Here is a 25,875-nt window from a genome sequence, read left to right as displayed (position 1 = left end):
CTGTGAAGGCGACACCCGAGGAAGCTCAATGAGCGATAAGAGCGAAAAGTTACAAAAAGTGCTGGCTCGCGCCGGCCACGGTTCACGCCGTGAAATCGAAACCATTATTTCCGCCGGCCGCGTCAGCGTCGATGGCAAAATTGCCAAGCTGGGCGACCGTGTCGAAGTGAACCAGGCCCTGAAGATCCGTATCGATGGTCACCTGATCTCTATTAAAGAATCCGTAGAACAGATTTGTCGCGTGCTGGCTTACTACAAGCCGGAAGGCGAGCTCTGCACCCGCAACGACCCGGAAGGTCGTCCAACGGTGTTTGATCGTCTGCCGAAGCTGCGCGGCGCGCGCTGGATTGCCGTAGGGCGTCTGGACGTGAACACTTGCGGTCTGCTGCTGTTCACCACCGACGGCGAGCTGGCTAACCGCCTGATGCACCCAAGTCGTGAAGTGGAACGCGAATATGCCGTGCGCGTATTTGGTGAGATTGATGACGATAAAGTGAAGCAGCTGGCGCGTGGCGTGCAGCTTGAAGATGGCCCGGCCGCCTTTAAAACCATCAAATTCACCGGTGGGGAAGGGATTAACCAGTGGTACAACGTGACGCTGACCGAAGGCCGTAACCGCGAGGTTCGTCGTCTCTGGGAAGCGGTTGGCGTGCAGGTTAGCCGCCTGATCCGCGTACGCTACGGCGACATCCCGCTGCCAAAAGGTTTGCCGCGCGGCGGCTATACCGAGCTGGATCTGGCGCAAACCAACTACCTGCGTACGCTGGTAGAGCTGCCAGCCGAAACGGAGAGCAAAGTAGCGGTTGAGAAAGATCGTCGTCGTATGAAGGCGAATCAGATTCGTCGCGCCGTTAAGCGCCATACGCAAGTTACGGGCGGCGGTCGTCGTTCCGGCGGGCGAAACAGCCAATAGCGGAAGCATATTATCAGGCCCCTCGTTGAGGGGCCTTTTTTTTGCTCTGAAAATCGCCGGTCCCGAAAAGCAGGCGAAAAAAAAGCCCATCGTTGAGATGGGCAAAGACTACACACAGCAATTCGTTGTTTCACTCAGGGGATTTCCATGCTTATAAATCAATGTGTTGATTCATAACCGTGTGATAATAGTAGGCATCCCGGCCTGAGGAGTCTCTCAGATTCGTCTCAATAGTTAACTTCGGGTTAACGTTTAATGTCACATTGCCGGGTATGGGCGACATCTGGGCGGGAATAAGGGATAAAAAGCTGGAGATCTATTAGGTTTGCTAATCAATGTGCCGGAACGGCTCCCCCGCAGTGCGAGGGAGCAGAGCTTTACTTCATCGCCTGCTCTTCTTCATGCTCTTTAAGCAGCTCAACGACTTCGTCAGGCGCGTACTGCGGCGGCGGGGCTTCATGCATCCAGACTGAAATCAGACGATATGAGACCGCAAGCACTACCGGGCCGATAAACAGACCGATCATGCCAAAGGCGATTAAACCCCCGATAACGCCGGAGAGGATAAGGATCATCGGCAAATCCGCTCCCATACGGATAAGCACAGGGCGGATAAAGTTATCCATGGTGCCCACCACGCAGCTCCAGACCAGCAGCACGGTTCCCCAGGTGGTATCGCCGCTCCAGTAGAGCCAGATAATCGACGGAATAAGCACCAGCAGCGGGCCAATCTGCACCAGACAGCAGAGCATCATAAGAACGGTAAGCAATGTCGCATTCGGGATGCCGGCAACCGCCAGCCCAAAGCCCCCGAGTACCGACTGCACCAGCGCGGTGACCACCACACCCAGCGCAACGGCGCGAATCGCCTGGGCTGCCAGCAGAACAGCCGCATCGCCGCGGTTGCCCGCCAGCCGGAATGCAAAATGACGTATACCGTTGCTCAGCGTTTCACCTTTCGCATACAGCAGCACGCTGAAAAGCAGCATCAGTCCGCAGTGCATCAGAAAGCGGCCGATATGCACCGCCTGCCCCAGGAACCAGGTGGTGGTGGTGCCGATATAAGGGCGAATTTTCGCCATGATCGCGCTGCCGCCGCTTTCAACCAGCGTATTCCAGCCGGAATAAAGATTATCACCCACCACCGGAACAGCATGCAGCCATTCGAACGTCGGCAACGCCAGATCGCCCTTTGTCGCCCAGGCAATGACCGGCCCGCTGTTATCGACCAGGCTGTTAACCAGCAGCGCCACGGGAATGACAAACAGCATCAGCAGCAAAAAGGTCATGACCAGAACGGCCAGCGATCGCTTTCCCCACAGCAAACGCTGAAATTTGAGCATAACGGGCCAGGTAGACAGCACCACGGTACCCGCCCAGGCAAAGCCGAGCACAAAGGGCCGCACGATCCACAGACAGGCGATAATCATCACCGAGATAAACAGCACCGAAAGCAGGATCTGTAGCAGATCCTTCGGCGAACTGACTTTGACCATAGAAAAAATCACCCTAATAAAAGATAACGAGGAAATTGCCTGCGTTAAAAGCGCGAACGACTCATCCAATGATGCTGTATTTACCTGCTTTTTGACAGCCGCAAAACAGGCGCGCTTGTCTGAAAAAAATGTGTTAAAAACAAAAGGCAGTACACGCAAACGATAACTCACAACTTAAATAACGTCAGGCAGGGTCGACAGTCAATGATCCCACAAATTTCTCAGGCGCCAGGGCTGGTTCAGCTGGTGCTCAATTTTTTGCAGGCGCTGGAGCATCAGGGTTTTACCGGCGATACCGCAACCAGCTACGCTGACCGGTTAACCATGGCCACCGATAACAGTATTTATCAGCTGTTGCCGGACGCCGTTTTATTTCCTCGCTCGACGGCAGACGTGGCTTTGCTCGCCCGCCTGGCCTGCGAAGAGCGTTTTAAATCTCTGGTCTTTACTCCCCGAGGCGGCGGCACCGGCACTAACGGTCAGGCGCTGAATAAAGGGATCGTCGTCGACATGTCCCGCTACATGAACCGCATTATTGAAATCAACCCCGAGCAGGGTTGGGTGCGCGTGGAAGCCGGGGTAATTAAAGACCAGCTTAATCAGTATCTGAAACCTTACGGCTATTTCTTCGCCCCGGAACTTTCCACCAGTAACCGCGCAACGCTTGGCGGGATGATAAACACCGACGCCTCCGGGCAGGGATCGCTGGTGTATGGCAAAACTTCCGATCATGTGATGGGCGTGCGTGCCGTGCTGCTGGGCGGCGACATTCTCGACACGCATCAGATGTCCGCAGCCCTTGCGGAAGATATGGGCCGCGATGAAAGCACCATCGGAAGAATCTACCGTACGGTTTACGACCGCTGTCGAGAACGACGCCAGTTAATTATCGACAGGTTCCCGAAACTCAACCGTTTCCTTACCGGCTACGATCTGCGGCACGTTTTTAACGACGATCTTTCGCAGTTTGATCTCACCCGCATTCTGACAGGCTCGGAAGGCACGCTGGCGTTTATCACCGAAGCGAAGCTGGACATCACGCGTCTGCCGAAGGTGCGCAGGCTGGTGAACGTGAAGTATGACTCCTTCGATTCCGCGCTGCGCAACGCGCCGTTTATGGTGGAGGCCCGTGCGCTCTCCGTCGAGACGGTAGACTCCAAAGTGCTGAACCTGGCGCGGGAAGATATCGTCTGGCATTCGGTGAGCGAGCTGATCGCCGACGTGCCGGATAAAGAGATGCTCGGCCTGAATATCGTTGAATTTGCCGGGGATGATGCACCGCTGATTGAAAGCCAGGTGGCCTCGTTGTGCGAACGTCTTGATACGCTGATAGCACAAGGCGAGGGCGGCGTCATCGGCTGGCAGATTTGTAGCGACCTGGCGGGTATCGAGCGTATCTACGGCATGCGTAAAAAAGCGGTAGGCCTGCTGGGTAACGCTAAAGGGCAGGCGAAGCCTGTTCCGTTTGCTGAAGATACCTGCGTACCGCCGCAGCATCTGGCTGACTATATCGTTGAGTTCCGCGCGCTGCTCGACAGCCACAATCTGAGCTATGGCATGTTTGGCCATGTGGATGCGGGGGTGCTCCACGTGCGGCCGGCGCTGGATATGTGCGATCCGCAGCAGGAAATACTGATGAAGCGCATCTCTGACGATGTGGTGGCGCTGACCGCAAAATATGGCGGCCTGCTGTGGGGCGAACATGGTAAAGGTTTCCGTGCGCAATACAGCCCGGCATTCTTCGGGGAAACGCTTTTCGAGGAGCTGCGCCGCATTAAAGCCGCGTTTGACCCGGATAACCGCCTGAATCCGGGCAAAATTTGCCCGCCGTCTGGCGTGGACGATCCGATGATGCAGGTGGATGCGGTCAAGCGCGGCACTTTCGACAGACAAATCCCCATCGCTGTACGAACTTCCTGGCGCGGCGCGATGGAGTGTAACGGCAACGGCCTGTGCTTTAACTTCGACGTGAACAGCCCGATGTGCCCGTCGATGAAGATCACCAGCAACCGCATCCATTCTCCGAAAGGGCGTGCCACGCTTACCCGTGAATGGCTGCGTCTGCTGGCCGATCGCGGCGTTGATCCGCAGGCGCTTGAGAAACAGTTACCGGAGCAACGCGCCAGCCTGCGGGGGCTTATCGAGCGGAGCCGTAATAGCTGGCATGCGCGCAAAGGCGAATATGACTTTTCGCATGAAGTAAAAGAGGCGATGTCCGGCTGTCTGGCCTGTAAAGCGTGCTCCACGCAGTGTCCGATTAAAATCGACGTGCCGGAGTTTCGTTCGCGCTTCCTGCAGCTTTATCACACCCGCTATCTGCGTCCGGTACGCGATCATCTGGTGGCAACGGTGGAAAGCTATGCGCCGCTAATGGCGCGCGCGCCGAAAACCTTCAACTTCTTTATGAGCCAGCCGTGGATGCGCAATCTGTCGCAAAAACATATCGGTATGGTTGACCTGCCCGCGCTTTCCACGCCAACGCTGCAGCAGCAGCTGGTAGGGCATCGTTCAGCCAATAACACGCTTGAGCAGCTTGAGAAATACAGCGCGGAGCAGCGCGCTAAAACCGTGCTGGTGGTGCAGGATCCGTTTACCAGCTACTACGATGCCCAGGTGGTGGCAGATTTCGTGCGGCTGGTGGAGAAACTAGGTCTGGAGCCTGTTGTTCTGCCGTTCTCACCAAACGGGAAGGCGCAGCATATTAAAGGTTTTCTGCAGAAGTTTGCCCGCACGGCGCGTAAGACTTCCGAATTCCTGAATCGCATTGCGGCATTAGGCATGCCGATGGTGGGCGTCGATCCGGCGCTGGTGCTTTGCTATCGCGATGAATATAAGCAAACGCTGGGCGAAGAGCGCGGGGATTTCCACGTGCAGCTGGTGCATGAATGGCTGCCGGGCGTGCTGGCCGATCGTGAAGCTACCGCCGTTGGCGGCGAGTCCTGGTATCTGTTTGGCCACTGCACGGAAGTGACCGCGCTACCCACCGCGCCGAAGCAATGGGCATCTATTTTTGCACGCTTAGGCGCAAAGCTTGAAAACGTCAGCGTAGGCTGCTGCGGCATGGCCGGGACCTACGGGCATGAGGTAAAAAATCACGCCAGCTCGCTCGGTATTTATGAGCTGTCATGGCATCAGGCGATGCAGCGCCTGCCGCGTCAACGCTGCCTGGCAACGGGTTATTCCTGCCGCAGCCAGGTCAAACGCGTGGAAGGCAACGGCGTGCGTCATCCGTTGCAGGCCCTGCTGGAGATTCTGGGATGATCTGGCGACGAGCAACCACCCTGGAGGCGCTCAATGCCATGAGCGCCGGTAATATGGTCGGGCACGTTGGCATCGTCTTTACCCGCGTCGGCGATAGCGAACTGGAAGCCACCATGCCGGTAGACAACCGCACCCGCCAGCCGTTCGGCCTGCTGCACGGCGGCGCCTCTGTGGTGCTGGCGGAGACGCTCGGTTCGGTTGCAGGCTACCTGTGTACCGAAGGCGAGCAGAAGATTGTGGGCCTTGAGGTGAACGCCAATCATCTGCGCTCCGCCCATGAAGGGAGCGTGCGCGGCGTATGCAAGGCGGTTCACGTCGGACGGCGGCATCAGGTCTGGCAAATTGACATCAGCGACGAGGAAGGGCGGCTTTGCTGCACCTCCAGGCTCACGACGGCGGTGGTTTAGGTCCGCATACCGCCTATCCGGCATCAGCAACAAAAAAGCCATTGAAGATTTTTAGGGTTTTCTCAGAGGGAGGCGCAAAGCGCGTCAATAACCTTACGCAGTCGATTCTTGCTAAAGCGTTTCGCGGTGAGCTGAACGAACGGTGGCGTAAAGATAGCCCGGATTTAAACCGCGGGGTAAATAGCGCCGCCGTCGTACTGCTGGAAAGGATTAAAGCGGAGCGGCACGCAAGAAGAAATCTACATGATTTATCTGTTGTTCGACTGCCGCAGCGCTAACCGGCAGGTGACCTTTAACGAAGAGTTTCAGGAGATAGCCTGGGTTAAGCCTGCGGAGCCTGGCAAGTATGATTTAAACGAGGCGACAAGAATCACCTTTACCCGAAAAGGGTGGTTACAGCCTCCCCTGGCAAGGTAGTTTACTTATTTACACTATTAACATAAAAACCCCGTCGCTCACGCAGCGGGGCTTTCCGCCTGCCAGGCTTAACGCGCAGGCGATAATTCGGCACCATCGGTCTTAAAGACGGAGACGGTAGCAGAAAGTTTGTGGGCTAAACGATCCATATCGCTCGTTATAGCTGCCGACTCAATCACCAGCGCCGCATTTTGCTGGGTCACTATATCCATTTCATTGACCGCCGTAGCAATCTGATTGATCCCCGCACTCTGTTCGTCAGAGGCTACGGTGATCTCCCGCATGATATTGCTCACCTGCGTAATAGAATTAACGATATCCTGCATTCTTTTTCCCGCATCCTGTACCTGCTGTGTGCCCTGGCCTGCGGTAGAGACCGACTCACGAATCAGGTCGCCGATCTCTTTCGCCGCATCGGCGCTGTTTTTGGCAAGGTTCCTGACTTCGCTGGCAACCACCGCGAAACCGCGTCCTTGTTCACCAGCCCGGGCAGCTTCGACCGCTGCGTTAAGGGCCAGAATATTTGTCTGGTTAGCAATACCGGTAATCACATTGTTGATATCGGCAATGGAGGTCGCGCTTTGTTCAATCTTTTGCATTGTGGCGATCACGCTGTTCATCACCACCGATCCGTTATGCGCGACTTCATTGGCATCCAGCGCCAGCTGGTTTGCCAGGCGGGCATTGTCGGCATTGTTTTTAACGGTCGTTTTAATCTCTTCCATGCTTGCAGCGGTTTGCTGCAGTGCGCTTGCCTGTTGCTCGGTACGCGCAGACAGGTCCTGGTTGCCAACAGAAATTTGAGAGGAGGAGCGGCTGATTTTTGACGAGGTTTCCTGTACGGAAGAAATTACCGCTACCAGTTCATCCTTCATCGACCCTAAGCCGGAAAAAAGCTGGCCCAGTTCATCTTTCGCATCGGCATTCGTCGTAAAGGTCAGGTTGCCACGGCTGATCTCTTCAAACAGCGTCGAGAGCGTATTAATACGCGTCAGGATATTCTTTTTAAACCAGGTAGAGGTGAATAAAAATAGCCCTAAAAATAACAGGCAAAGTGCGGAAGAAACTATCAATAAACTATCGCGATTATTTTTGGCTTCGCTGATATAACGTGCTTCCAGGTTTTTCCCGGCCTGAACATAAGCAGCTACGGACTGAGCCAGCGCTTCATACTCTTCTGTTTTATCAATCCACTGATAGGTGCCGTTGCGTAATTCGTTGACGGATTTTTCAATATACTCCGTCAGGCTATAAAATTGCTGGCTAATATCATTAGCCATTGCCACGCCTTCTTTGGTGACTCTTGGCTCATTGAGCCAGGCGGTAATATTGCTTTTAATAGCCGCAAGGCCGTTGTTAATGCTGGTGGCCTGGCTTTCATCCCAGGGGTGAGCGGACATGTGGTTGACTAATAATGAATTGAGGTAATAGCGCATCATAGCAAGGTCGTAATTGCTATTGTTTAACATAGTGATATTGCTGGAAAGGTTAGAGGCGCCGTTAAAATTATCATATGATTTTTGTGATGAGAAGAAGCTGTAGGCCTGTGCCAAAATAATAACCACCATGAGGCCTAATAAACCAACTTTGATCTTTTTTTCCAGACTAAAGCTTAACATCTAATTCTCCGTTTATGTTTACGATATAAATATCCTGGATTTCCATCCCATATATAAACTATCGGTTTTTACGCTAAATACATAAATCTGTCTGATATGTTTTTGGGAGAAATGCTTAAAATAATCTCCTTAACTGAATATATAACTATTAAAGCGCTATTAAGTGGTGTATTGGGCTGGATTTCGCCGCAACTATAGAATTTATTGTGTTGGTTTGTTTAATGTTTGCATGAAAAATCGTTAAACAATTGTAACGTTAACGCTGCGCAGGGTTCAGAAAACCGGTCCCCTGCCGGTTCGTACTGGCTTTAGCCTCTTTGTAACGTCCTGCCTCTTGATTAAATAGATATTCTCTATACATCTTTTGCTTTCTATCGCTGATGCCTGCTTAAGCCCGTCAAATACTTTTTATTTCAGCGGGTTAAACCGCTCTTTTCGCTATCTGCAAGAGTTTCAGCAGGGTCTATCCTTAGTAAAGATGCCTAAAATAGCAGCATGTCGGCAATACCCCTGTTATCAGAATGTTGTATTGATAATAGTTATCATTAACATGGGGTATTAGCCTTTGGGCGCTAACACAGAAGAGGTGAACTATGGATGTGCAAACAGGTAGCTTCGATCCCAATGAATTCGCCTGGCGGGGATTGAGCTTAACCCCTGAGGCGGCCACGCATATACGCAAGCTGGTGAGCCAGCAGCCGGGATTGCTCGGCGTGCGCCTTGGCATAAAGCAGACCGGATGCGCGGGTTTTGGCTACGTGCTCGATACCGTAAAAGAACCTCAAAAAGACGACCTTCTTTTTGAAACGGAGGGCGCAAAGCTGTGGGTTCCGCTATCGGCCATGCCGTTTATCGACGGCACCGAGGTTGACTATGTGCGCGAAGGCTTAAACGAAATTTTCAAATTCAACAACCCGAAAGCGCAGCACGAATGTGGCTGCGGCGAAAGCTTTGGGGTGTAGGCGGGATTATGTCACGTAATACTGAAACGACCGATGACGTACAAACCTGGGCCGGCGGCCATCACTATAAAGAAGGCTTCTTTACCCAGCTTAAAACCGACGAAATGGCGCACGGCATCAACGAAGAGGTGGTGCGGGCGATTTCTGCGCGACGCAATGAGCCGGAGTGGATGCTCGAGTTTCGCCTGAGCGCATATCGCGCCTGGCTTGAGATGGAAGAGCCGCACTGGCTGAAGGCGCACTACGAGAAGCTCAACTATCAGGATTACAGCTACTACTCCGCGCCGTCCTGCGGAAGCTGCGACGATAGCTGTGAGTCCCAGCCGGGCGCCGTGCAGCAGCCCGGCAGCAACGCTTATCTGACGGGTGAAGTGGAAGAGGCGTTTAAACAGCTCGGCGTACCGGTACGCGAAGGCTCAGAAGTGGCCGTAGACGCGATTTTTGACTCCGTTTCCGTGGCCACCACCTATCGTGAAAAGCTTTCAGAACAGGGTATTATCTTCTGCTCCTTCGGTGAGGCGATACACGAGTATCCCGAACTGGTGAAAAAGTATCTCGGCACGGTAGTGCCGAGCAACGATAACTTTTTTGCCGCGCTGAATGCCGCCGTGGCTTCCGACGGCACTTTTATCTACGTGCCGAAAGGCGTGCGCTGCCCGATGGAGCTTTCTACCTACTTCCGCATCAATGCCGAAAAAACGGGACAGTTCGAACGAACCATCCTCGTGGCAGATGAAGGCAGCTATGTAAGCTACATCGAAGGGTGCTCCGCTCCGGTTCGTGACAGCTATCAGCTTCACGCGGCGGTGGTGGAGGTCATCATCCATAAGGATGCGGAGGTGAAGTATTCCACGGTGCAGAACTGGTTCCCGGGCGACGGGAGCACCGGCGGGATCCTGAACTTTGTAACCAAGCGCGCCCTGTGCGAAGGGGCAAACAGCAAGATGTCCTGGACCCAGTCGGAAACGGGCTCCGCCATTACCTGGAAATACCCAAGCGTGATTTTGCGCGGCGACAATTCTATCGGCGAGTTCTTCTCCGTGGCGTTGACCGCCGGGAATCAGCAGGCCGATACCGGTACCAAAATGATCCACATCGGCAAAAACACCAAATCGACGATTATCTCGAAGGGCATCTCCGCCGGGCACAGCCAGAACAGCTATCGCGGGCTGGTGAAAATCATGCCGACCGCCACCAACGCCCGTAACTTTACCCAGTGTGATTCCATGCTTATCGGGCCGGATAGCGGCGCTCATACTTTCCCGTACGTGGAATGTCGCAACAACACCGCGCAGCTTGAGCATGAAGCGACGACCTCGCGTATTGGTGAAGATCAGCTGTTCTACTGCCTGCAACGCGGGATTGCCCAGGACGATGCCATTTCAATGATCGTCAATGGGTTCTGTAAAGATGTGTTCTCTGAACTGCCGCTTGAATTCGCGGTGGAAGCACAAAAACTATTAGCGATAAGCCTCGAACACAGCGTCGGTTAAGCATTAAGGGAAAACTATGTTAAGTATTAAAGATTTAAAGGTAAGCGTTGAGGATAAAGAGATCCTGCGTGGCCTAAGCCTGGAAGTAAAACCGGGAGAGGTGCATGCCATCATGGGCCCGAACGGCTCCGGTAAAAGCACGCTTTCCGCCACGCTTGCCGGGCGTGACGATTATGAGGTCACCGGCGGTGAGGTGCATTTTAAGGGCAAGGATCTGCTGGAGTTATCGCCGGAAGAGCGCGCCGGCGAAGGTATCTTTATGGCGTTCCAGTATCCGGTGGAAATTCCCGGCGTCAGCAACCAGTTTTTCCTGCAAACCGCCCTCAATGCGACGCGCGAATATCGTGGTCTGGAAGAGCTTGACCGCTTTGATTTTCAGGATTTGATGGAAGAGAAAATCAGGCTGCTGAAGATGCCGGAAGATTTGTTGACCCGCTCGGTAAACGTCGGCTTCTCCGGCGGCGAGAAAAAGCGTAACGATATTCTGCAAATGGCGGTGCTGGAACCGGAGCTGTGCATTCTTGATGAAACGGACTCCGGTCTGGACATCGACGCCCTGAAGATCGTGGCCGAAGGGGTTAACGCCCTGCGCGACGGCAATCGCTCGTTTATTATCGTCACGCACTATCAGCGTATTCTCGACTATATCAAGCCTGATTTTGTACATGTGTTATATCAGGGCAGGATCGTGAAATCGGGTGACTTTAGCCTGGTGAAACAACTGGAGGAGCAGGGTTATGGCTGGCTTACCGAACAGCAGTAACGGCAGCGCCCTGCAGCAGTGGCATCACCTGTTCGAGGCGCAGGGCAGCACACGCACAAAAGAGGCGCAGGAGCATATGCAGCAGATGCTGCGTCTGGGCCTGCCGACGCGCAAGCATGAAAACTGGAAATATACGCCGCTGGAAGGGCTGCTGAACCAGCAGTTTGCGGTGCCTGCGCCGCAAGCGCTGACCAGCGCCCAGCGTGATGCGTTAGCGCTGCCCGTTGAGGCCTGGCGTTTAGTGTTTGTCGATGGCAGATTTAACGCCGAATTGAGCGACGATCTTACCAACAGCGGTTTTGAGGTAGCGGTGGATGATCAACGCCAGACATTGCCTGCTGCGGTACAGGGTGAGGTTTTCCTGCATCTGACCGAGAGTCTGGCTGAAACGGTTACGCATCTTCACGTGGCGCGTAACCACAGCCCGGCTAAGCCTCTGCTGCTGTTGCACATAAGCCGCGGCAGCGGGCGGGATGAAATGAATACCGCGCATTATCGTCATCATCTGACGCTTGACGAAGGCGCCCGGGCAACGGTGATTGAGCATTACGTCAGCTTCGATGAGCAGGCGCATTTCACGGGCGCTCGTTTCACTGCGGATGTGGCGGCGAACAGCCAGCTGCATCATTACAAGCTGGCCTTTGAAAACGCCCTGAGCTACCACTTCGCCCATAACGATTTGCTCTTAGGCCAGGACGCAGCGGTTGAGAGTAACAGCTTCCTGCTCGGCGCGGCGGTGTTGCGCCATAACACCAGCACGCAGCTCAACGGCGAAAATACCACGTTGCGCATGAACAGTCTCGCGCTGCCGGTCAACAACGAGGTCTGCGATACCCGAACCTGGCTTGAGCACAACAAAGGCTACTGTAACAGCCGTCAGCTGCATAAAACCATCGTGCGGGATAAAGGCCGCGCGGTGTTTAACGGCATGATAAAGGTAGCGCAGCATGCGATTAAAACCGACGGACAGATGACCAATAACAACCTGTTGCTGGGGCGGCTGGCGGAAGTGGATACCAAGCCACAGCTTGAAATCTATGCCGACGACGTGAAGTGCAGCCACGGCGCAACCATTGGCCGTATCGACGATGAGCAGATGTTCTATCTGCGTTCACGCGGTATTAACGAGCAGGCGGCGCAGCAGATGATTATCTACGCCTTTGCCGCGGAGCTTACGGAAAGCATCAGCGATGAGGCGTTAAAACAGCAGGTGCTGGCGAGGATCGGCCAGCGCTTTGCAGGGGGCGAAGCATGAGTTTTTCCATAGAACAGGTGCGGGCGGATTTTCCGATTTTAAGCCGGGAAGTCAACGGGCAGCCGCTGGTCTATCTCGACAGCGCCGCCAGCGCGCAAAAACCGCAGATGGTGATCGACGCCGAGCTGGATTTCTACAGCCACGGCTACGCGGCGGTGCATCGCGGTATTCATACGCTTAGCGCCGAAGCCACCCAGCTTATGGAGAATGTGCGCAACCAGGTTGCTCGCTTTATCAATGCGCGTACGCCAGAAGAAATTGTCTTTGTTCGCGGCACGACAGAAGGCATTAACCTGGTCGCCAACAGCTGGGGACGCGCCAGTATTCAGGCCGGAGATAATATTATTATCTCCGCGATGGAGCACCACGCGAACATCGTGCCCTGGCAAATCCTTTGCGAACATACCGGCGCCACGCTGCGGGTTATTCCGTTAAATGAAGATGGCACGCTGCAGCTTGAGGTCTTTCCGACGCTTATCGACGAGCGTACAAAACTGTTGGCGATAACCCATGTTTCGAACGTGCTTGGCACGGAAAACCCGGTTCAGGAGATGATCGCCACAGCCCATCGGGCGGGCGTAAAAGTGCTGGTGGATGGCGCGCAGGCGATCATGCATCACGCTATTGATGTCCAGGCGCTGGACTGTGATTTCTATCTATTCTCCGGGCATAAGATCTACGGGCCTACGGGCATCGGCGTGCTTTACGCCCGCGAGGATATTTTGCAGAGCATGCCGCCCTGGGAAGGGGGCGGGTCCATGATTGCCACCGTGAGTCTGACGGAGGGAACGACCTATGCGGCAGCCCCGTGGCGTTTCGAAGCAGGTACGCCTAACACTGCCGGTATCGTCGGGCTGGGCGCCGCGTTACGTTACGTTGAGAACCTCAACCTTGCCGAGGTGAGCGAGTATGAGCATTCGCTTATGCGCTACGCTCAGCAGGCGCTGCAGGCCGTTCCTGACCTGACAGTATATGGCCCGGCAGATCGGCTGGGCGTGATTGCGTTTAACCTTGGCAAACATCACGCTTACGATGTGGGAAGCTTTCTTGATAATTACGGGATTGCCGTGCGGACAGGCCACCACTGCGCAATGCCGCTGATGGCGTTCTACAAGGTTCCGGCAATGTGTCGCGCCTCTTTTGCCATGTACAATACCGAAGAAGAGGTGGATCGCCTGGCGGCAGGTTTGCAGCGCATCCATCGACTTTTGGGCTAACAGGGAGAACGTTATGGCCACGCTGCCAGATAAAGAAAAATTGCTGAAAAACTTCAGCCGCTGCGCCGACTGGGAAGAGAAATATCTCTATATTATCGAGCTTGGCGGGCGGCTGCCTGCGCTGCCAGAGACGGAGCATAAGCCGGAAAATACTATCCAGGGCTGTCAGAGCAAGGTGTGGATTGTGATGCACCAGCAGCCGGACGGCGTGATTACGCTTGCCGGCGACAGCGATGCCGCAATTGTAAAAGGGCTTATCGCGGTGGTCTTTATCCTCTACCAGCAGATGACCGCGCAGGATATTGTCGCCTTTGATGTCCGTCCCTGGTTTGAGAAACTCGCTCTGGCTCAGCACCTTACGCCTTCCCGCTCGCAGGGGCTTGAAGCAATGATCCGCGCTATCCGCACCAAAGCCGCCAATCTTAGCTAAACTAAAAGAACAGCTTTCATCCTGTTAACGCGAGGTAATTTTATTACCTCGCCGGGCTTCTGGCATTCCGGCGTTAGTCGGTGAATACAGGAATACAATATGAAATGCGCGTTCAATAAAATAACTCTTCTTTTTATCGGTGCTCTGGCTGCAAGCCAGCCGGCGTGGGCAGTTGACTATTTATTACCGCCGCCGGGCAGCCGGATAATTGGCGAAAATAAAACGTATATTGTCCCGAATGACGGTAAAAACCTCCAGGCGGTAGCCGCTAAATACAATACCGGCGTGCTTTTACTGCTGGAGGCGAACAATACCGTCGATCCTTTTTTACCAAAACCGGGCAGCGAACTAATTATTCCTTCACAAATGATCCTGCCCGATACGGTGCACGAAGGAATTGTTATCAATCTGGCCGAGCTGCGGCTCTATTACTATCCGCCGGGGCAAAATCGTGTGGAGGTCTATCCGTTAGGCATCGGACAACTCGGGCGTGAAACGCCCGTGATGGTGACGCGTATCAGTCAGAAAATCCCCAACCCAACCTGGACGCCAACCGCAAATATTCGTGCCCGTTCCGCAGCTCAGGGTATTAATTTGCCAGCCGTTATACCGGCCGGACCAAATAACCCGCTGGGACGTTTCGCGCTGCGTCTGGAGAAAGGGGGCGGCGAGTATTTAATTCACGGCACGAATGTGAGTAGCAGTATCGGGCTGCGCGTCAGTTCCGGTTGTATGAGAATGCGGGCGGCGGATATTAAAGCGTTGTTCAGCCAGGCTGCCTGGGGAACCCGAGTTGAAATTATCAATGAGCCAGTGAAGTATACCGTTGAACCGGATGGAAAACGTTACGTGGAAGTGCATCAGCCGTTGTCGCGTAACGACTGGGAAAACCCGCAAACCGTGCCGATTGCGATTTCCGCGTCGTTTGGTTCGTTTATTGACGATCCCTTAAGTGATACCTCGCAGGTTGACCGCGCCCTCACACGACGTGCGGGATATCCGGTCCTTATTAACCCGTCACAGGGCGTACCTTTGCAGCCGGTAAATAATGCCCCTCTGCAGAGCGTCAGCGCGGCACCAGGAGCTGCGCAAGTCTCTGAGGCGACCGGAACACTGGTTAGCGGACAAAATAGCGTGGTGATGCGTTAGAGAAGGATTCAGGACGTATTTACTTTAGGTAAAAAAAATGGCGCACAATGTGCGCCATTTTATTCCAGTTACTCTTACTTACGGTAAGAGTGAGCCTGGTTGTCCAGACGCTGGTTAGCGCGAGCTGCGTCATCTTTAGCAGCCTGAACGTCAGAACGCATTGCGTTCACATCGTTGCTCAGCTGATCAACTTTAGCGTTCAGAGTCTGAACGTCAGAAGACAGTTGATCGATTTTAGCGTTAGAAGAACAACCTGCCAGCATAGTAGAAGCCAGGATTACCGCGCCCAGTACCAGTTTAGTACGATTCATTATTAATACCCTCTAGATTGAGTTAATCTCCATGTAGCGCTACAAGTATTACACAAAGTTTTTTGAGTTGAGAATAAATTTTTGATGGGAATGCGCTTAAATTTGATCGTTCGCTCAAAGAAACACCGAACCGGGGCAAGAAGTTAAAAAAAACTGAGAAAACAGGGCGCTTTCATCGGATTCATCTTAATAAAGTTTCGCTTAAATAGTTTCAGCCGATTTGCTTTTTTATTAATACGGTCTATTGAAGCAATAAAAAAAGCGCCCGCAGGCGCTTTTTAACAAAATATTCGTTCGCAATATAAAAATTACAGAACGTGAACGGATGCGGTATTGGTTGTGCCGCTTGGAACCAGGGCGCCGGAAACCATCACCACGATGTCGCCTTTGCGAGCCAGACCGCTTTCCAGAGCTACATCTTTACCCAGACGGTAGAAATCGTCAGTAGAGGCAATTTCTTTCACCAGCTGCGGAACCACGCCTTTGCTCAGCACGAGCTGACGCGCGGTGATTTCGTTAGTGGTCAGCGCCAGAATAGTCGCGTTCGGGAAGTATTTACGCACGGCTTTAGCAGATTTACCGCCCTGGGTCGCTACCACAATCAGCGGCGCTTCCAGTTTCTCGGCAGTTTCTACCGCACCGCGGCAAACCGCCTCGGTGATGCGCAGCTTGCGGCTGTCGTGGTTGTTATCCAGACGGCTGGTCATTACGCGGTCTGTACGTTCACAGATGGTTGCCATGATGGTCACGGCTTCCAGCGGGTATTTACCCTTAGCGGATTCGCCGGAGAGCATAACAGCATCGGTGCCGTCGATAATGGCGTTAGCCACGTCGCCTGCTTCAGCGCGGGTAGGGCGCGGGTTTTTGATCATGGAGTCGAGCATCTGCGTCGCGGTGATAACCACTTTGCGAGCGCGAACGCACTTCTCAATCATCATTTTCTGAGCGAAGATAACTTCTTCAACAGGGATTTCCACGCCCAGGTCGCCGCGAGCCACCATGATGCCGTCGGACGCTTCGAGGATTTCGTCGAAGTTGTTCAGGCCTTCCTGGTTTTCGATTTTGGAGATAATCTGGATTTTCTCGCCGCCGTGAGCTTTTAAGTGCTCACGGATCTCAACCACGTCTGAACGCTTACGGATGAAGGATGCAGCAACGAAGTCAACGCCTTGCTCGCAGCCAAAGATCAGATCCTGTTTGTCTTTCTCAGCAAGCGCAGGCAAAGCGATGGAAACGCCCGGCAGGTTAACGCCTTTGTTCTCGCCGAGATCGCCGTTGTTCAGCACCTTACATACAACGTTCTTGCCTTCGATAGCGGTAACTTCCATGCCGATCAGACCATCGTCAACCAGTACGGTGTTGCCCACGCTCAGATCGCTGGTAAAACCTTCATAGGTTACAGCAACGATATCGCTGTTGCCCACGACCGTTTTGTCGGTGGTGAAGGTGAAAGTCTGGCCTGCTTTCAGAGAGACGTCGTTGCCGCCTTCCAGTTTGATGGTACGGATTTCAGGGCCTTTGGTGTCCAGCAAAATGGCAGCCTTCTTGCCGGTTTTGCTGACCACGTTGCGCAGATTTTTGATGCGCTGGCCATGCTCTTCGTAATCACCATGAGAAAAGTTCAGACGCATAACGTTCATGCCCGCGTCGAGCATTTTGGTCAGCATCTCTTCGGATTCGGTTTTTGGACCGATGGTGCAAACAATTTTAGTCTTTTTCATGACAGTCTTATCTGTAAGTTGAGGAGGATCGTTAAAACTCGGTTCCGGCTGACACAGCCGCCGGAGCGGAAATTAAAGCTGGTAGTGTAAAGGTGGCACCTGGTAAGGATAGGTGACAGAGATAAAGCGTGCAGAGGAAAGTATGCTTGCGGTTCAGCCAGCCGGGGAAAAGGGCATAATTGTCTGTTATAAAGGGAATCCAATGCGCTGAAACCATTCAAGTTAGGAACGCGCGTATTATAAGGGCAAGTTGCCGGGAAAGGAATTAAAAACGGCGTTTCAGCTAGTGGAGTGTACAGATTTACAGCGACTGTTATCGGCGCGTCAGCAGAATGTTAGAAGGAGTAACGAAAAGAAAAGGGTAAAAAATGGTGCGTTCAATTGGACTCGAACCAACGACCCCCACCATGTCAAGGTGGTGCTCTAACCAACTGAGCTATGAACGCATCGGAAAGATGGGTTTATAAAATTAACCCTTTGATAATAAACTATTTTAATTGTTTATTATGCGGGTAATTTACAGGCTAACGCTGCTGGTGTCAATCAGGGATACGCGCAGCGCCCTGGCCTGCAAGCTATACAGGCCAGGGCGCTGGGGCTGCTGTCAGAAAAAACGCCTGACAGCATAGGCTGGCTGGGCGTTATTTGCGGCCGAGAAGATAGCCAATAACGATCCCGACGGCGCCGGCTATCGCCAGACCGCCGATGGGGTTCGACGTAACCTGATCTCTTAGCGTGTCCGTTGCATCGCGGGTAGCGTTGCTCGCCTGCGAAGCATATTTTTGCGCCATGCCTTTTACCGTATCGCCCGGGCTGTTAGTGGCGCGACCGAATACTTCCTGCGTCTTGCCCGCCGCTTCATTGACCTTATCTTCAGCTTTCTCAAACATTTCAGACTCCTTTGACACGAATGTAACCATAAGTATAGACAAGATGCGCAGTCTGGTTAAAAACCTGCCGCGGCCGCCGTCTGTTTTCCCTGCGGCCTATTTGGAATTTGACCCTGTCGGCAATCCTTGCAGTGCGTTAACATCGATTTCTGTTTCAGCTTTTGCCAGGCGCTGCGTCAATAAAAGCAGGTCGTTAAACTGGGCCAGCAGAAGCTCCGTATCGCTTTTTAAAAGATTATCTGAAGCTTCAAGCGCCGTGTTAATCGCTTTTTTAACGCTTTCGACAATCGGCTCCAGGCCGCCGTCTTTACCCACGGCAAGCAGCGTGGCGCTCAGCAGCAGCGACTGCGCCTCCACCCGGGCGGTCAATAATTTTGATTCTGCATCCATCTTCGAAATCTTGGCTATCATACTGATGATGATATTTTTCATACTTAACCTCGCTTGAAATCCAGCTGTTACTGTACCCAAATCAGCCCCTTTTATATTCAGGCGAAGTCGCACATTTCACTAATATCCCCCCGGTTAAAACCTGCTTCCGCGCATGGCGCTGTTTTAACCTGCCGCTCTGCATCCTGTAGCGGTAACATAAAGCCCGTTACAGGATGAGAGTTCACCGGCGGCTATTGCCGGGGCAGAGCATAGGCGACCAGGGCGTCGCCTGACGTAGTGCCCAGGCCGCCGTGCCCGCCTGCAGCAATCACCACAAACTGCCTGCCGTCACTTCCCATATAGGTCATCGGCGTTGCCTGTCCGCCAGCCGGCAAACGCGCCCGCCAGAGTTCCTTGCCGTTCATTTCATTAAAGACACGCAGGTAGTTATCGGCAGTAGCGCCCATAAAAATCAAGCCGCTGCGCGTTACGATATTACCCCCGATCATAAAAATGCCGGTAGGCAAAGGCGCGTTGGTGTGCGTTCCGAAGATATTCATATCCCGCGTCGTGCCTGCCGGGCGTTCCCAGGCAATTTTGCGTGTTGTCAGGTCTATCGCAACCAGTTTGCCCCAGGGCGGCGCGCTGCATGGTGCGCCTAAAGCCGTCAACCAGGGTTTCACTACCGCCGCCCATGGCGTGCCATACTGCGGCCCGACGGCAAACTCTTTTGGCTTTGGATACGCCTCTTTGCTTCCCCATCCCGCCCACCTCTTCATTAAACCCTGCTTAATCGCTTCACCGGACTTAAGGATCTGCATGGTGAAGGGAATATAGCTGGTATTGGCAATGAGCACATGGCGGAGCGGATCGACAGAAGCGCCGTACCAGTCCATCACGCCATCAAACGCCGGATAGGCAATCGACGTGCCTTCAGCGGGCGGCGTAAATCTGCCCTGGTAGCGGAAGCGGTGGAACTGAATCCGACACCAGAGCTGATCGATGGGCGTGGCGCCCCACATATCCGTCTCTTTAAGATCCGGCGGAGCCAGGTTCGGCATCCCCACCGAATCCGGCTGGGTTGGGGAAAGATGTTCGCCGGGCAGAGCAGGGGATACCGGAACGGGCTTCTCGTCAACCTGCGCAAGAGGTTTGCCCGTGCGGCGATCCAGCATAAAAAGCTGACCCATTTTGGTCGTCTGAATCAATGCCGGCACGGAATTGCCTTGCCCGTCAGGCAGATTTACAAGCGTCGGGCCGATGGGAAGGTCATAGTCCCAGACATCATGGTGGACGGTCTGAAAATGCCAGCGTTCAGCGCCGGTATGGATATCCAGCGCCACCAGCGCGCTGGAGTATTTATCATCAAAGGGACGCCTTTTGGCGCCGTAATAATCCGGTGTGGCATTACCCAGCGGAATGTAAACCAGGCCTAAGTCGGGGTCAGCAGTATAGGTTCCCCAGCCGTTTGGCGTTCCACGCGTATATTCTTCTCCGGGTTTTAGCGGCGCGTTCTGTGGATTTCGGCCCATATCCCAACTCCAGGCGAGCTTGCCCGTGCCGACGTCATAGGCCCGCACCACGCCGGAAGGCTCGCCGGTTGCCTGGTTATCGTATATCCAGCCGCCGAGAACAATTTTATTGTCCATTACCAGAGGTTGCGAGGTGATGAAATGAAAGCCTGGCGGCACTTTTCCCATATGGTCGGTCAGGCTGACAAAACCTTGCTCGCCGAATGAGGCGCAGGGCTTACCCGTTTGCGCATTAAGCGCGACCATCTGCGCATTGCTGGTGGTCGTAATTATTTTTTCCGGGCAGCTTTTATCCACAGGCGTCTTACCGTACGCCACGCCGCGACAGGCAAGGTATTCATTAGCGGACGTATCCGGATGAGGATCAAACCGCCAGCGCTGCTTGCCGGTCGTGGCGTCAAGCGCAATCACCTGGCGGTGCGGCGTGCAAATATAAAGCAGGTTACCAACTTTGACAGGCGTTACTTCGAAATTAAATTCCCGTCCCGCCTTGTCTTCTCCTTCACGCTGGGTATCTCCCGTGTGGTATTCCCAGGCCGGCTGGAGCTGGCTGACATTGCCTGGCGTCAGCTGCTCCAGCGGCGAAAAACGCAGCCCGGCTGCCGTGCGGCCATAAAAATGCCAGTCGCCAGCTTCTGTTTCCTGCGCGGGCATGGCGTCAGCTTTTGCCGCCGGGAGCGGCTGATGCTGTACAAAACGGGAATCGGTAGTCTGCCAGCCTGAATAGAGAATGCCCGCAATAGCTGCGAGATAGAAACCACCCGTCAGCCAACCAGTGAGCAGAGGTTTTCTGTGCAACCTGAGGGGCCGCGTAATCCAGGGCATACTTATCCAGATGCCAAGCAGGGCAAGGCCAAATAAACGCGGCATAAGCTGCCAGCCATCAAGCCCAACCTCGCTTATCGCCCAGACGGCGCAGGCGATAAAAGTAAGCAGATAAAGCTCAAGACCCGCGCGTCGGTAACGTACAAGCAAGATGCCGCTTAATAAAAAACCGATGCCGAAAAGTATGTACCACGGCGTACCGCCCAGCGCGGCCAGCCAGCCCCCTAACGCAAGATAGATCGCCCCAAGCAGGCCAATAACTGCGCCCGTTAACGAAACTAACGAAAACCAGGATTTTTTCATTATGTCACTTTGCTGGTTAAGAAAAGAATAATAAAGCATATAAAGAAAATCGGCAGCCAGGGCCGGGAAAAAGAGACGGCAAGTTTAGATTTATAAAATTCCTTTCGAATCAAAGCGCAAAGTCATGAAAAACTTTGTCGCTAAATTTTACAAAATATATTTTCAGCTAATTTTTTAACAGGCTTTTTTAAAGGGATGTCGATACAGGCAGGGTTTTAATAATAAAAAAATAGTGCGGGCACGATGTGAAGGAAACATAAGCCCGGCAGGGCCGGGCTCGATGCTATTTCTTTTGCTTCGCGTTTTGATTAATACCGGATTCGGCGAGGGTAGTTAATTTATTATCGGCTGATTTTTCCTCTTCGAGGGTTTGCCCAAGCAGCGTTTTAGCGTCCGCATAGCCCAGCATTTCCGCCAGGGTACACAAGGTGCCGTAAGCAGCGATTTCATAGTGCTCAACTTTTTGTGCCGCGGCAATCAAACCTGCGTCACGCACAGCACCTTTATCAACGCTGTCGATCACCTCCTGGCCTTCTTCAATTAACCCTTCCATCGCCACGCATTTCATGCGTTTCAAACGGAACTCAGGGATACTCTCTACAACCTGATCGATGCGCTCCACGTGGCCCCGGGTCTCTTCCAGGTGGCTGGTGAAGGCTTCGCTGAGCTTAGGATTTTCGCTGGCACGGGCAAGCTTGGGGAGAGCCCGCGTTAATTGCTTTTCAGCACTGTATGTATCTGATAAAAGGTGAACAAAAAGGTCTTCAATGGTTTTGATCTGCATGATCGCTCCAGAATTCGCTCTTTATTTTATAACAGGGAGCATGAGCAGATTTGTTGGTGCAAATCCACCCATACTCATGAGGTTTCAGCCTGCTCCGGTCGGGTTACGACTCGGATTTACGTCCGCCCCCGTGGCTGTTTTCACCACCTTTGCGGCCCGCTTCTGAGGCGCGCTGGGGATCGTTTTTAAAATTCCCGCCGCTCTGCTGGCCGCCTTTCTTACCGGCTTCAGATGCTTTATCTCGATCTTCAGCAAAATTACCTGAACCGCCTCGATGTTGAGTCATAAATTACTCCTCACTTAGGGATGAATGGTAATACGTTACGAGACATCATTGCCGCGTAACTAAAAATTGTAGTAGAGGGCTTATCTATTGCAAGTAAAAAAGGAGGTATGCTGCGGTATAAAATGCTTCACTAAGAATAATCTTAAAGCGTTAAATTTATTTGTCTTCACCCGCTAACTCATTATATTTACTTTTTGTTGCGCCTTAAAAATCAGGAGATAATTATGGTGTGGTATAGACATTCAAAAGGAAATGTTAACGGTGTATTTATGCCATTTTTATTCAAAAATACCGTTTGTCTGTTGTTGAAAAACGGCGGGGCACTTTACCGTCCACGCGACTGGTTAAAAATCGAATATAATTATTTAAAAGTTGTAGAGAAAACACAGTAAACGAAACCGGGGCCGCTAGGGGAATCTTCGTTATTATGCCGTTGATTTCCCGGCCTTTGAGGCCAGACCAGAAAGTGGCTTTGTATGCATTTTTAAGCTGGCTAAATGAAAACCCGACTGGAGAAGATTATGCACTTTATTGAAAAAGACGATCCGAGCGAAGCGCCAGAGTCCGGGGATAAACAACCGAAACCCGATCGGAAGTAACAGTTTAAAGGCCGCAAACGCGGCCTTTTTGCTTTTTGATGGTTTTTAAAAGGCAGGTTCTCATCGGCCGTCAATTTACAACAGGAGGAAGTTATGGCTGTAGTTGTGATTACGGGGGGAACTGCCGGCATTGGCAGAGCCACCGCCGTGCGTTTTGCAAAAGAGGGTTACGACATTGCGGTGATCGCCCGCGGTGAAGAGGGGCTCAGAGAAACGTTGGCTGAATTGCAGGCAGAGGGGATTCGCGCCGCCGCTTTTAGTACCGACGTAGCTGATGCAGTACAAATGGCGCGAGCCGCGGACAGCATAGAAGCTGAACTGGGCCCGGTTAGCGTCTGGATCAACTCAGCCATGTGTACCATCATGTCACCCTTCGATGATATCCACGCTGGCGAATATAAACGCGTTACGGATGTGACTTATCTCGGGGCCGTTAACGGCACCAGAGAAGCGCTGCGTATAATGCAACCGCGCAATGCGGGCACCATAGTGCAGATAGGCTCCGCCCTGGCGTACCGCTCCATTCCTTTACAGTCCGCCTATTGCGGCGCGAAAGCGGCTATCCGGGGCTTTACGGACGCCTTACGTTGCGAGCTTATCCATCAGCGCAGCGCGATACGTCTGACCATGGTGCACCTTCCCGGAACCAATACCCCGCAGTTTAGCTGGGCCCGCAACAAGCTGGGCCATCCCGCGCGCCCGGTAGCGCCTGTTTATCAGCCGGAGGCGATAGCAAAAGCCATTTTTCACGCGGCCTGCAGTGCGCCGCGGGAAATGTGGGTCGGGAAAGCCACCGTGCAGTCGATTCTGGGGAATTATGTTTTCCCGCACTGGCTCGACAGAATGCTGGCCAAAAAAGCCTGGTGCGGGCAAATGGAACGTTCCGCATCTCCCGCGCCTCAGGACAATCTTTTTACGCCCGTTGCAGGCCTTCATCAGAGCCGGGGGCGCTTCAGCGAAGAGGCAAAAGAGAGCGTGATTAGCCTTAATTCGGCCACGCCGGTGAGAATCGCTTTCGCCGTGGCGGGTTTAGGTGCGCTAATCTGGCTAAAAAAATATCAGCTCGGGCGTAAAAAAAATTAAGCCTCAGGCAAGCCAGCAGGCTGCGGATAGCTGTGTTAGCCGCGTTTTTTAATGACGGAAAACCAGCGGTAGCCGTAGCCATTCATCGTAAGAGAGAAGGGCGGCGTTAAGGAGCCGGACTCCTTATATTCTTTATCGGCCAGGCATTCCGTTAGCCCGGCTATATCCGACTCGCTTATTTCCGCCGTTACTTTTCTGCTGCAAAAATTGGCCAGCAGCAGCAGGCCTTTATTACCGTAGTCATATCTCACGGCAAAAATTGCCGGATCTGGGGTTTTAATAACCTGATAAATTCCTGAGCCAATGGCGTTAAGTCCCAGCCGCGCCCTGGCTATTTTACTCACGCGATGCAATAAAGAATCGTCTTTTATTAGCGAGGCGTTAACGTTAACTTTTTGATAGCCGTATGGCCCGGTATCGATGACCGGCGCAACCAGTTTTTCTGGTTCAGCCTCCGAAAAGCCGGCGCCCGCTAAGTCTGACCACTGCATCGGCGTCCTGACGGCGTTACGTTCTTCAAGCTGCAGATCGTCGCCCATCCCTATTTCATCGCCATAGCGCAATACCGGCGTGCCGGGTAAAGAGAAGAGAACCGCGTGCGCCATTGCCAGGCGTCTTATATTCCCCTTCAGCATAGGAGCGAGCCTGCGCCGCAGCCCTCGTTGATAAACATGCATATTTTTATCCGGGCCAAAACTCTTCATAACGTCTCGCTTTTCAGCCTGCGTCAGGCCGTCCAGATCAAGCTCATCATGATTGCGCAGCCAGTTAGCAAAACAGGCTCTGAAAGGCGGGGCTGGCAGTTCTTCAATGGCCTGCAATAAAGCGGTGGCGTTTTTGCGGGCGAGGGAAACATAAAATTTTTTATTCAGGTTAAAACTAAGCAGCATCGAGAGACGGTTGTTATCGCCGAAATAATGGCGGTACCGATCGGCATCCACGTCCACTTCGCCTAATAGCAAGGTTTCAGGGCGGCGACGAGAGATAAAGTCACGCAGGTGGGTCAGCAAACTAAACCCGTGCTCTTCCTTGCCTTCTCCCGCCTGTTTGACCATATGAGAAGCCGCATCAAAACGAAAGCCTGAAACGCCCATTCGTAGCCAGAAAACGATCACACGTTCTATTTCTTTGATGACCTGCGGACAGGAGAGATTTAAATCCGGCTCGTGATGATAAAACATATGGCGATAATACTGCTGTGCTTCTTCATCCCAGCTCCATACGCTTTTTTCAACGCCCGGGAACATAGGCGCGTCGTCTTTTTTCGGCGGCTTATCGGCCCAGATATAATAGTCCCGGTAGGGGGAGTTTCTGTCTCGCCGGGCCTGCTGGAACCAGAAATGTTCGCTCGAAGTATGCTGAAGCACCAGCTCGATAATAACGTGAAGCCCCAGCTCCTCGGCCCGCTCGATTAACATAACCATATCGGCAATATCGCCGAAGCGAGGATCAACGCGCAGATGATCGCTGACATCATATCCGCCGTCGCGAAAAGGGGTGAGATAAAAAGGGCTAAGCCAGACGGAGGTGGCGCCGATGCCGCGAACGTAATCGAGCCGTTGCGTTACCCCCTGCAGATCGCCGCAGCCATCGCCGTTAGCGTCAAAAAAAAGTGCCGTATCAATTTGATAAATTATCGCGTTTTTATACCAGTCGCTTTTCATCTACGCCCCTTAGTGAACATCTCATTCAGGCTCTTATTATGGCGAGCCAGTTTTTATAGCCCTGTCAGCAAATCAGCGTGCGCTGATGATTTATAACCATAATATCTTAGCGGTAACTTTTTC

23 protein-coding genes, 1 tRNA gene, 1 other RNA gene and 2 pseudogenes are annotated in these 25,875 nt (G+C 53.1%); 14 read left to right on the top strand and 13 right to left on the bottom strand.

Going from position 1 to position 25,875, the window contains the following annotated elements:
• Positions 1-28: 28 nt before the first annotated feature.
• Positions 29-913 (top strand): 23S rRNA pseudouridine(2605) synthase RluB, encoded by an 885-nt coding sequence (rluB, locus tag WLO31_RS11155; RefSeq protein WP_435926670.1) that lies wholly within the window; start codon positions 29-31, stop codon positions 911-913.
• A 74-nt stretch (positions 914-987) separates the two neighbouring features.
• Here the strand turns inward: rluB and rprA are convergent.
• Positions 988-1,094, bottom strand: an RNA gene (gene rprA, locus WLO31_RS11150) — antisense sRNA RprA.
• Between the two features lie 196 nt (positions 1,095-1,290).
• A complete protein-coding gene (gene ydiK / locus WLO31_RS11145; RefSeq protein ID WP_435926669.1) occupies positions 1,291-2,409 on the bottom strand; it encodes an AI-2E family transporter YdiK in 1,119 nt (372 codons plus the stop codon).
• Positions 2,410-2,613: 204 nt separating this feature from the next.
• Between ydiK and ydiJ the strand changes: the two genes are divergently transcribed.
• From ydiJ to WLO31_RS11125, 4 genes and pseudogenes are all read left to right on the top strand, one after another.
• A complete protein-coding gene (ydiJ, locus tag WLO31_RS11140) occupies positions 2,614-5,670 on the top strand; it encodes a D-2-hydroxyglutarate dehydrogenase YdiJ (protein WP_435926668.1) in 3,057 nt (1,018 codons plus the stop codon).
• Entirely contained in the window at positions 5,667-6,077 is a 411-nt protein-coding gene (gene menI, locus WLO31_RS11135; RefSeq protein ID WP_435926667.1) for a 1,4-dihydroxy-2-naphthoyl-CoA hydrolase, read from the top strand. Before ydiJ ends, menI begins: the two co-directional genes overlap by 4 nt.
• Before the next feature lie 80 nt (positions 6,078-6,157).
• Positions 6,158-6,355, top strand: a pseudogene (locus tag WLO31_RS11130) (hypothetical protein); the annotation flags it as partial.
• Positions 6,300-6,494: pseudogene (locus WLO31_RS11125) on the top strand (nucleoside triphosphatase NudI); the annotation flags it as partial. The pseudogenes WLO31_RS11130 and WLO31_RS11125, both read left to right, overlap by 56 nt.
• A 68-nt stretch (positions 6,495-6,562) precedes the next feature.
• Here the strand turns inward: WLO31_RS11125 and WLO31_RS11120 are convergent.
• Positions 6,563-8,113 (bottom strand): methyl-accepting chemotaxis protein, encoded by a 1,551-nt coding sequence (locus WLO31_RS11120; RefSeq protein ID WP_435926666.1) that lies wholly within the window; start codon positions 8,111-8,113, stop codon positions 6,563-6,565.
• Between the two features lie 593 nt (positions 8,114-8,706).
• Here WLO31_RS11120 and sufA point away from each other — a divergent pair.
• The 7 genes from sufA to ldtE all read left to right on the top strand — a co-directional run bounded on the left by sufA (position 8,707) and on the right by ldtE (position 15,382).
• Entirely contained in the window at positions 8,707-9,075 is a 369-nt protein-coding gene (sufA, locus tag WLO31_RS11115) for a Fe-S cluster assembly scaffold SufA (RefSeq protein ID WP_435926665.1), read from the top strand.
• 8 nt (positions 9,076-9,083) lie between these two features.
• Complete coding sequence (gene sufB, locus WLO31_RS11110; protein ID WP_435926663.1) at positions 9,084-10,568, top strand: Fe-S cluster assembly protein SufB; 1,485 nt, start codon at positions 9,084-9,086, stop codon at positions 10,566-10,568.
• A 16-nt stretch (positions 10,569-10,584) separates the two neighbouring features.
• Positions 10,585-11,331 (top strand): Fe-S cluster assembly ATPase SufC, encoded by a 747-nt coding sequence (gene sufC, locus WLO31_RS11105; protein ID WP_435926662.1) that lies wholly within the window; start codon positions 10,585-10,587, stop codon positions 11,329-11,331.
• Positions 11,306-12,586 carry a Fe-S cluster assembly protein SufD gene (gene sufD / locus WLO31_RS11100; RefSeq protein ID WP_435926661.1) on the top strand — a complete coding sequence of 427 codons (1,281 nt, stop codon included), beginning with the start codon at positions 11,306-11,308 and terminating at the stop codon, positions 12,584-12,586. Before sufC ends, sufD begins: the two co-directional genes overlap by 26 nt.
• A complete protein-coding gene (gene sufS / locus WLO31_RS11095; protein WP_435926660.1) occupies positions 12,583-13,803 on the top strand; it encodes a cysteine desulfurase SufS in 1,221 nt (406 codons plus the stop codon). The genes sufD and sufS overlap by 4 nt, the downstream gene beginning before the upstream one ends.
• A 13-nt stretch (positions 13,804-13,816) precedes the next feature.
• A complete protein-coding gene (gene sufE / locus WLO31_RS11090; RefSeq protein ID WP_435926659.1) occupies positions 13,817-14,233 on the top strand; it encodes a cysteine desulfuration protein SufE in 417 nt (138 codons plus the stop codon).
• Between the two features lie 99 nt (positions 14,234-14,332).
• Positions 14,333-15,382 (top strand): L,D-transpeptidase LdtE, encoded by a 1,050-nt coding sequence (ldtE, locus tag WLO31_RS11085; RefSeq protein ID WP_435926658.1) that lies wholly within the window; start codon positions 14,333-14,335, stop codon positions 15,380-15,382.
• Between the two features lie 74 nt (positions 15,383-15,456).
• Here ldtE and WLO31_RS11080 read toward each other — a convergent pair whose 3' ends face one another.
• The 9 genes from WLO31_RS11080 to WLO31_RS11040 form a co-directional block, all read right to left on the bottom strand.
• Entirely contained in the window at positions 15,457-15,693 is a 237-nt protein-coding gene (locus WLO31_RS11080) for a major outer membrane lipoprotein (RefSeq protein WP_034455915.1), read from the bottom strand.
• Positions 15,694-16,001: 308 nt separating this feature from the next.
• Complete coding sequence (gene pykF, locus WLO31_RS11075) at positions 16,002-17,414, bottom strand: pyruvate kinase PykF (RefSeq protein ID WP_435926657.1); 1,413 nt, start codon at positions 17,412-17,414, stop codon at positions 16,002-16,004.
• Positions 17,411-17,617, bottom strand: coding sequence for a protein YnhH (ynhH, locus tag WLO31_RS11070; RefSeq protein ID WP_435926656.1), 207 nt, complete (start codon positions 17,615-17,617; stop codon positions 17,411-17,413). Before ynhH ends, pykF begins: the two co-directional genes overlap by 4 nt.
• Positions 17,618-17,783: 166 nt before the next feature.
• A tRNA-Val gene (locus tag WLO31_RS11065) sits at positions 17,784-17,860 on the bottom strand.
• 195 nt (positions 17,861-18,055) lie between these two features.
• Positions 18,056-18,304: a CsbD family protein gene (locus tag WLO31_RS11060; protein ID WP_435926655.1), complete on the bottom strand. Its 249-nt coding sequence runs from the start codon at positions 18,302-18,304 to the stop codon at positions 18,056-18,058.
• Positions 18,305-18,400: 96 nt separating this feature from the next.
• Positions 18,401-18,736: an anti-adapter protein IraP gene (iraP, locus tag WLO31_RS11055; protein WP_435930587.1), complete on the bottom strand. Its 336-nt coding sequence runs from the start codon at positions 18,734-18,736 to the stop codon at positions 18,401-18,403.
• Positions 18,737-18,927: 191 nt separating this feature from the next.
• Positions 18,928-21,336 (bottom strand): membrane-bound PQQ-dependent dehydrogenase, glucose/quinate/shikimate family, encoded by a 2,409-nt coding sequence (locus tag WLO31_RS11050; RefSeq protein WP_435926654.1) that lies wholly within the window; start codon positions 21,334-21,336, stop codon positions 18,928-18,930.
• Between the two features lie 283 nt (positions 21,337-21,619).
• Positions 21,620-22,120, bottom strand: coding sequence for a ferritin-like domain-containing protein (locus tag WLO31_RS11045; RefSeq protein WP_435926653.1), 501 nt, complete (start codon positions 22,118-22,120; stop codon positions 21,620-21,622).
• A 103-nt stretch (positions 22,121-22,223) separates the two neighbouring features.
• Positions 22,224-22,406 carry a general stress protein gene (locus tag WLO31_RS11040; RefSeq protein WP_435926652.1) on the bottom strand — a complete coding sequence of 61 codons (183 nt, stop codon included), beginning with the start codon at positions 22,404-22,406 and terminating at the stop codon, positions 22,224-22,226.
• A gap of 497 nt (positions 22,407-22,903) precedes the next feature.
• On the opposite strand from WLO31_RS11040, the gene WLO31_RS11035 reads away from it, so the two are divergent.
• Complete coding sequence (locus WLO31_RS11035) at positions 22,904-23,005, top strand: hypothetical protein (protein ID WP_435926651.1); 102 nt, start codon at positions 22,904-22,906, stop codon at positions 23,003-23,005.
• Positions 23,006-23,098: 93 nt separating this feature from the next.
• Positions 23,099-24,088 (top strand): SDR family oxidoreductase, encoded by a 990-nt coding sequence (locus tag WLO31_RS11030; protein WP_435926650.1) that lies wholly within the window; start codon positions 23,099-23,101, stop codon positions 24,086-24,088.
• A gap of 35 nt (positions 24,089-24,123) precedes the next feature.
• On the opposite strand, the gene WLO31_RS11025 is transcribed toward WLO31_RS11030, so the two are convergent.
• Entirely contained in the window at positions 24,124-25,752 is a 1,629-nt protein-coding gene (locus WLO31_RS11025; RefSeq protein ID WP_435926648.1) for an alpha-amylase family protein, read from the bottom strand.
• Between the last annotated feature and the right edge of the window lie 123 nt (positions 25,753-25,875).

Source organism: Dryocola sharpae (assembly GCF_051307055.1).
In the GTDB taxonomy this organism is placed as follows: Bacteria; Pseudomonadota; Gammaproteobacteria; order Enterobacterales; family Enterobacteriaceae; genus Dryocola.
This window is presented reverse-complemented; position numbering and strand designations above follow the sequence as displayed.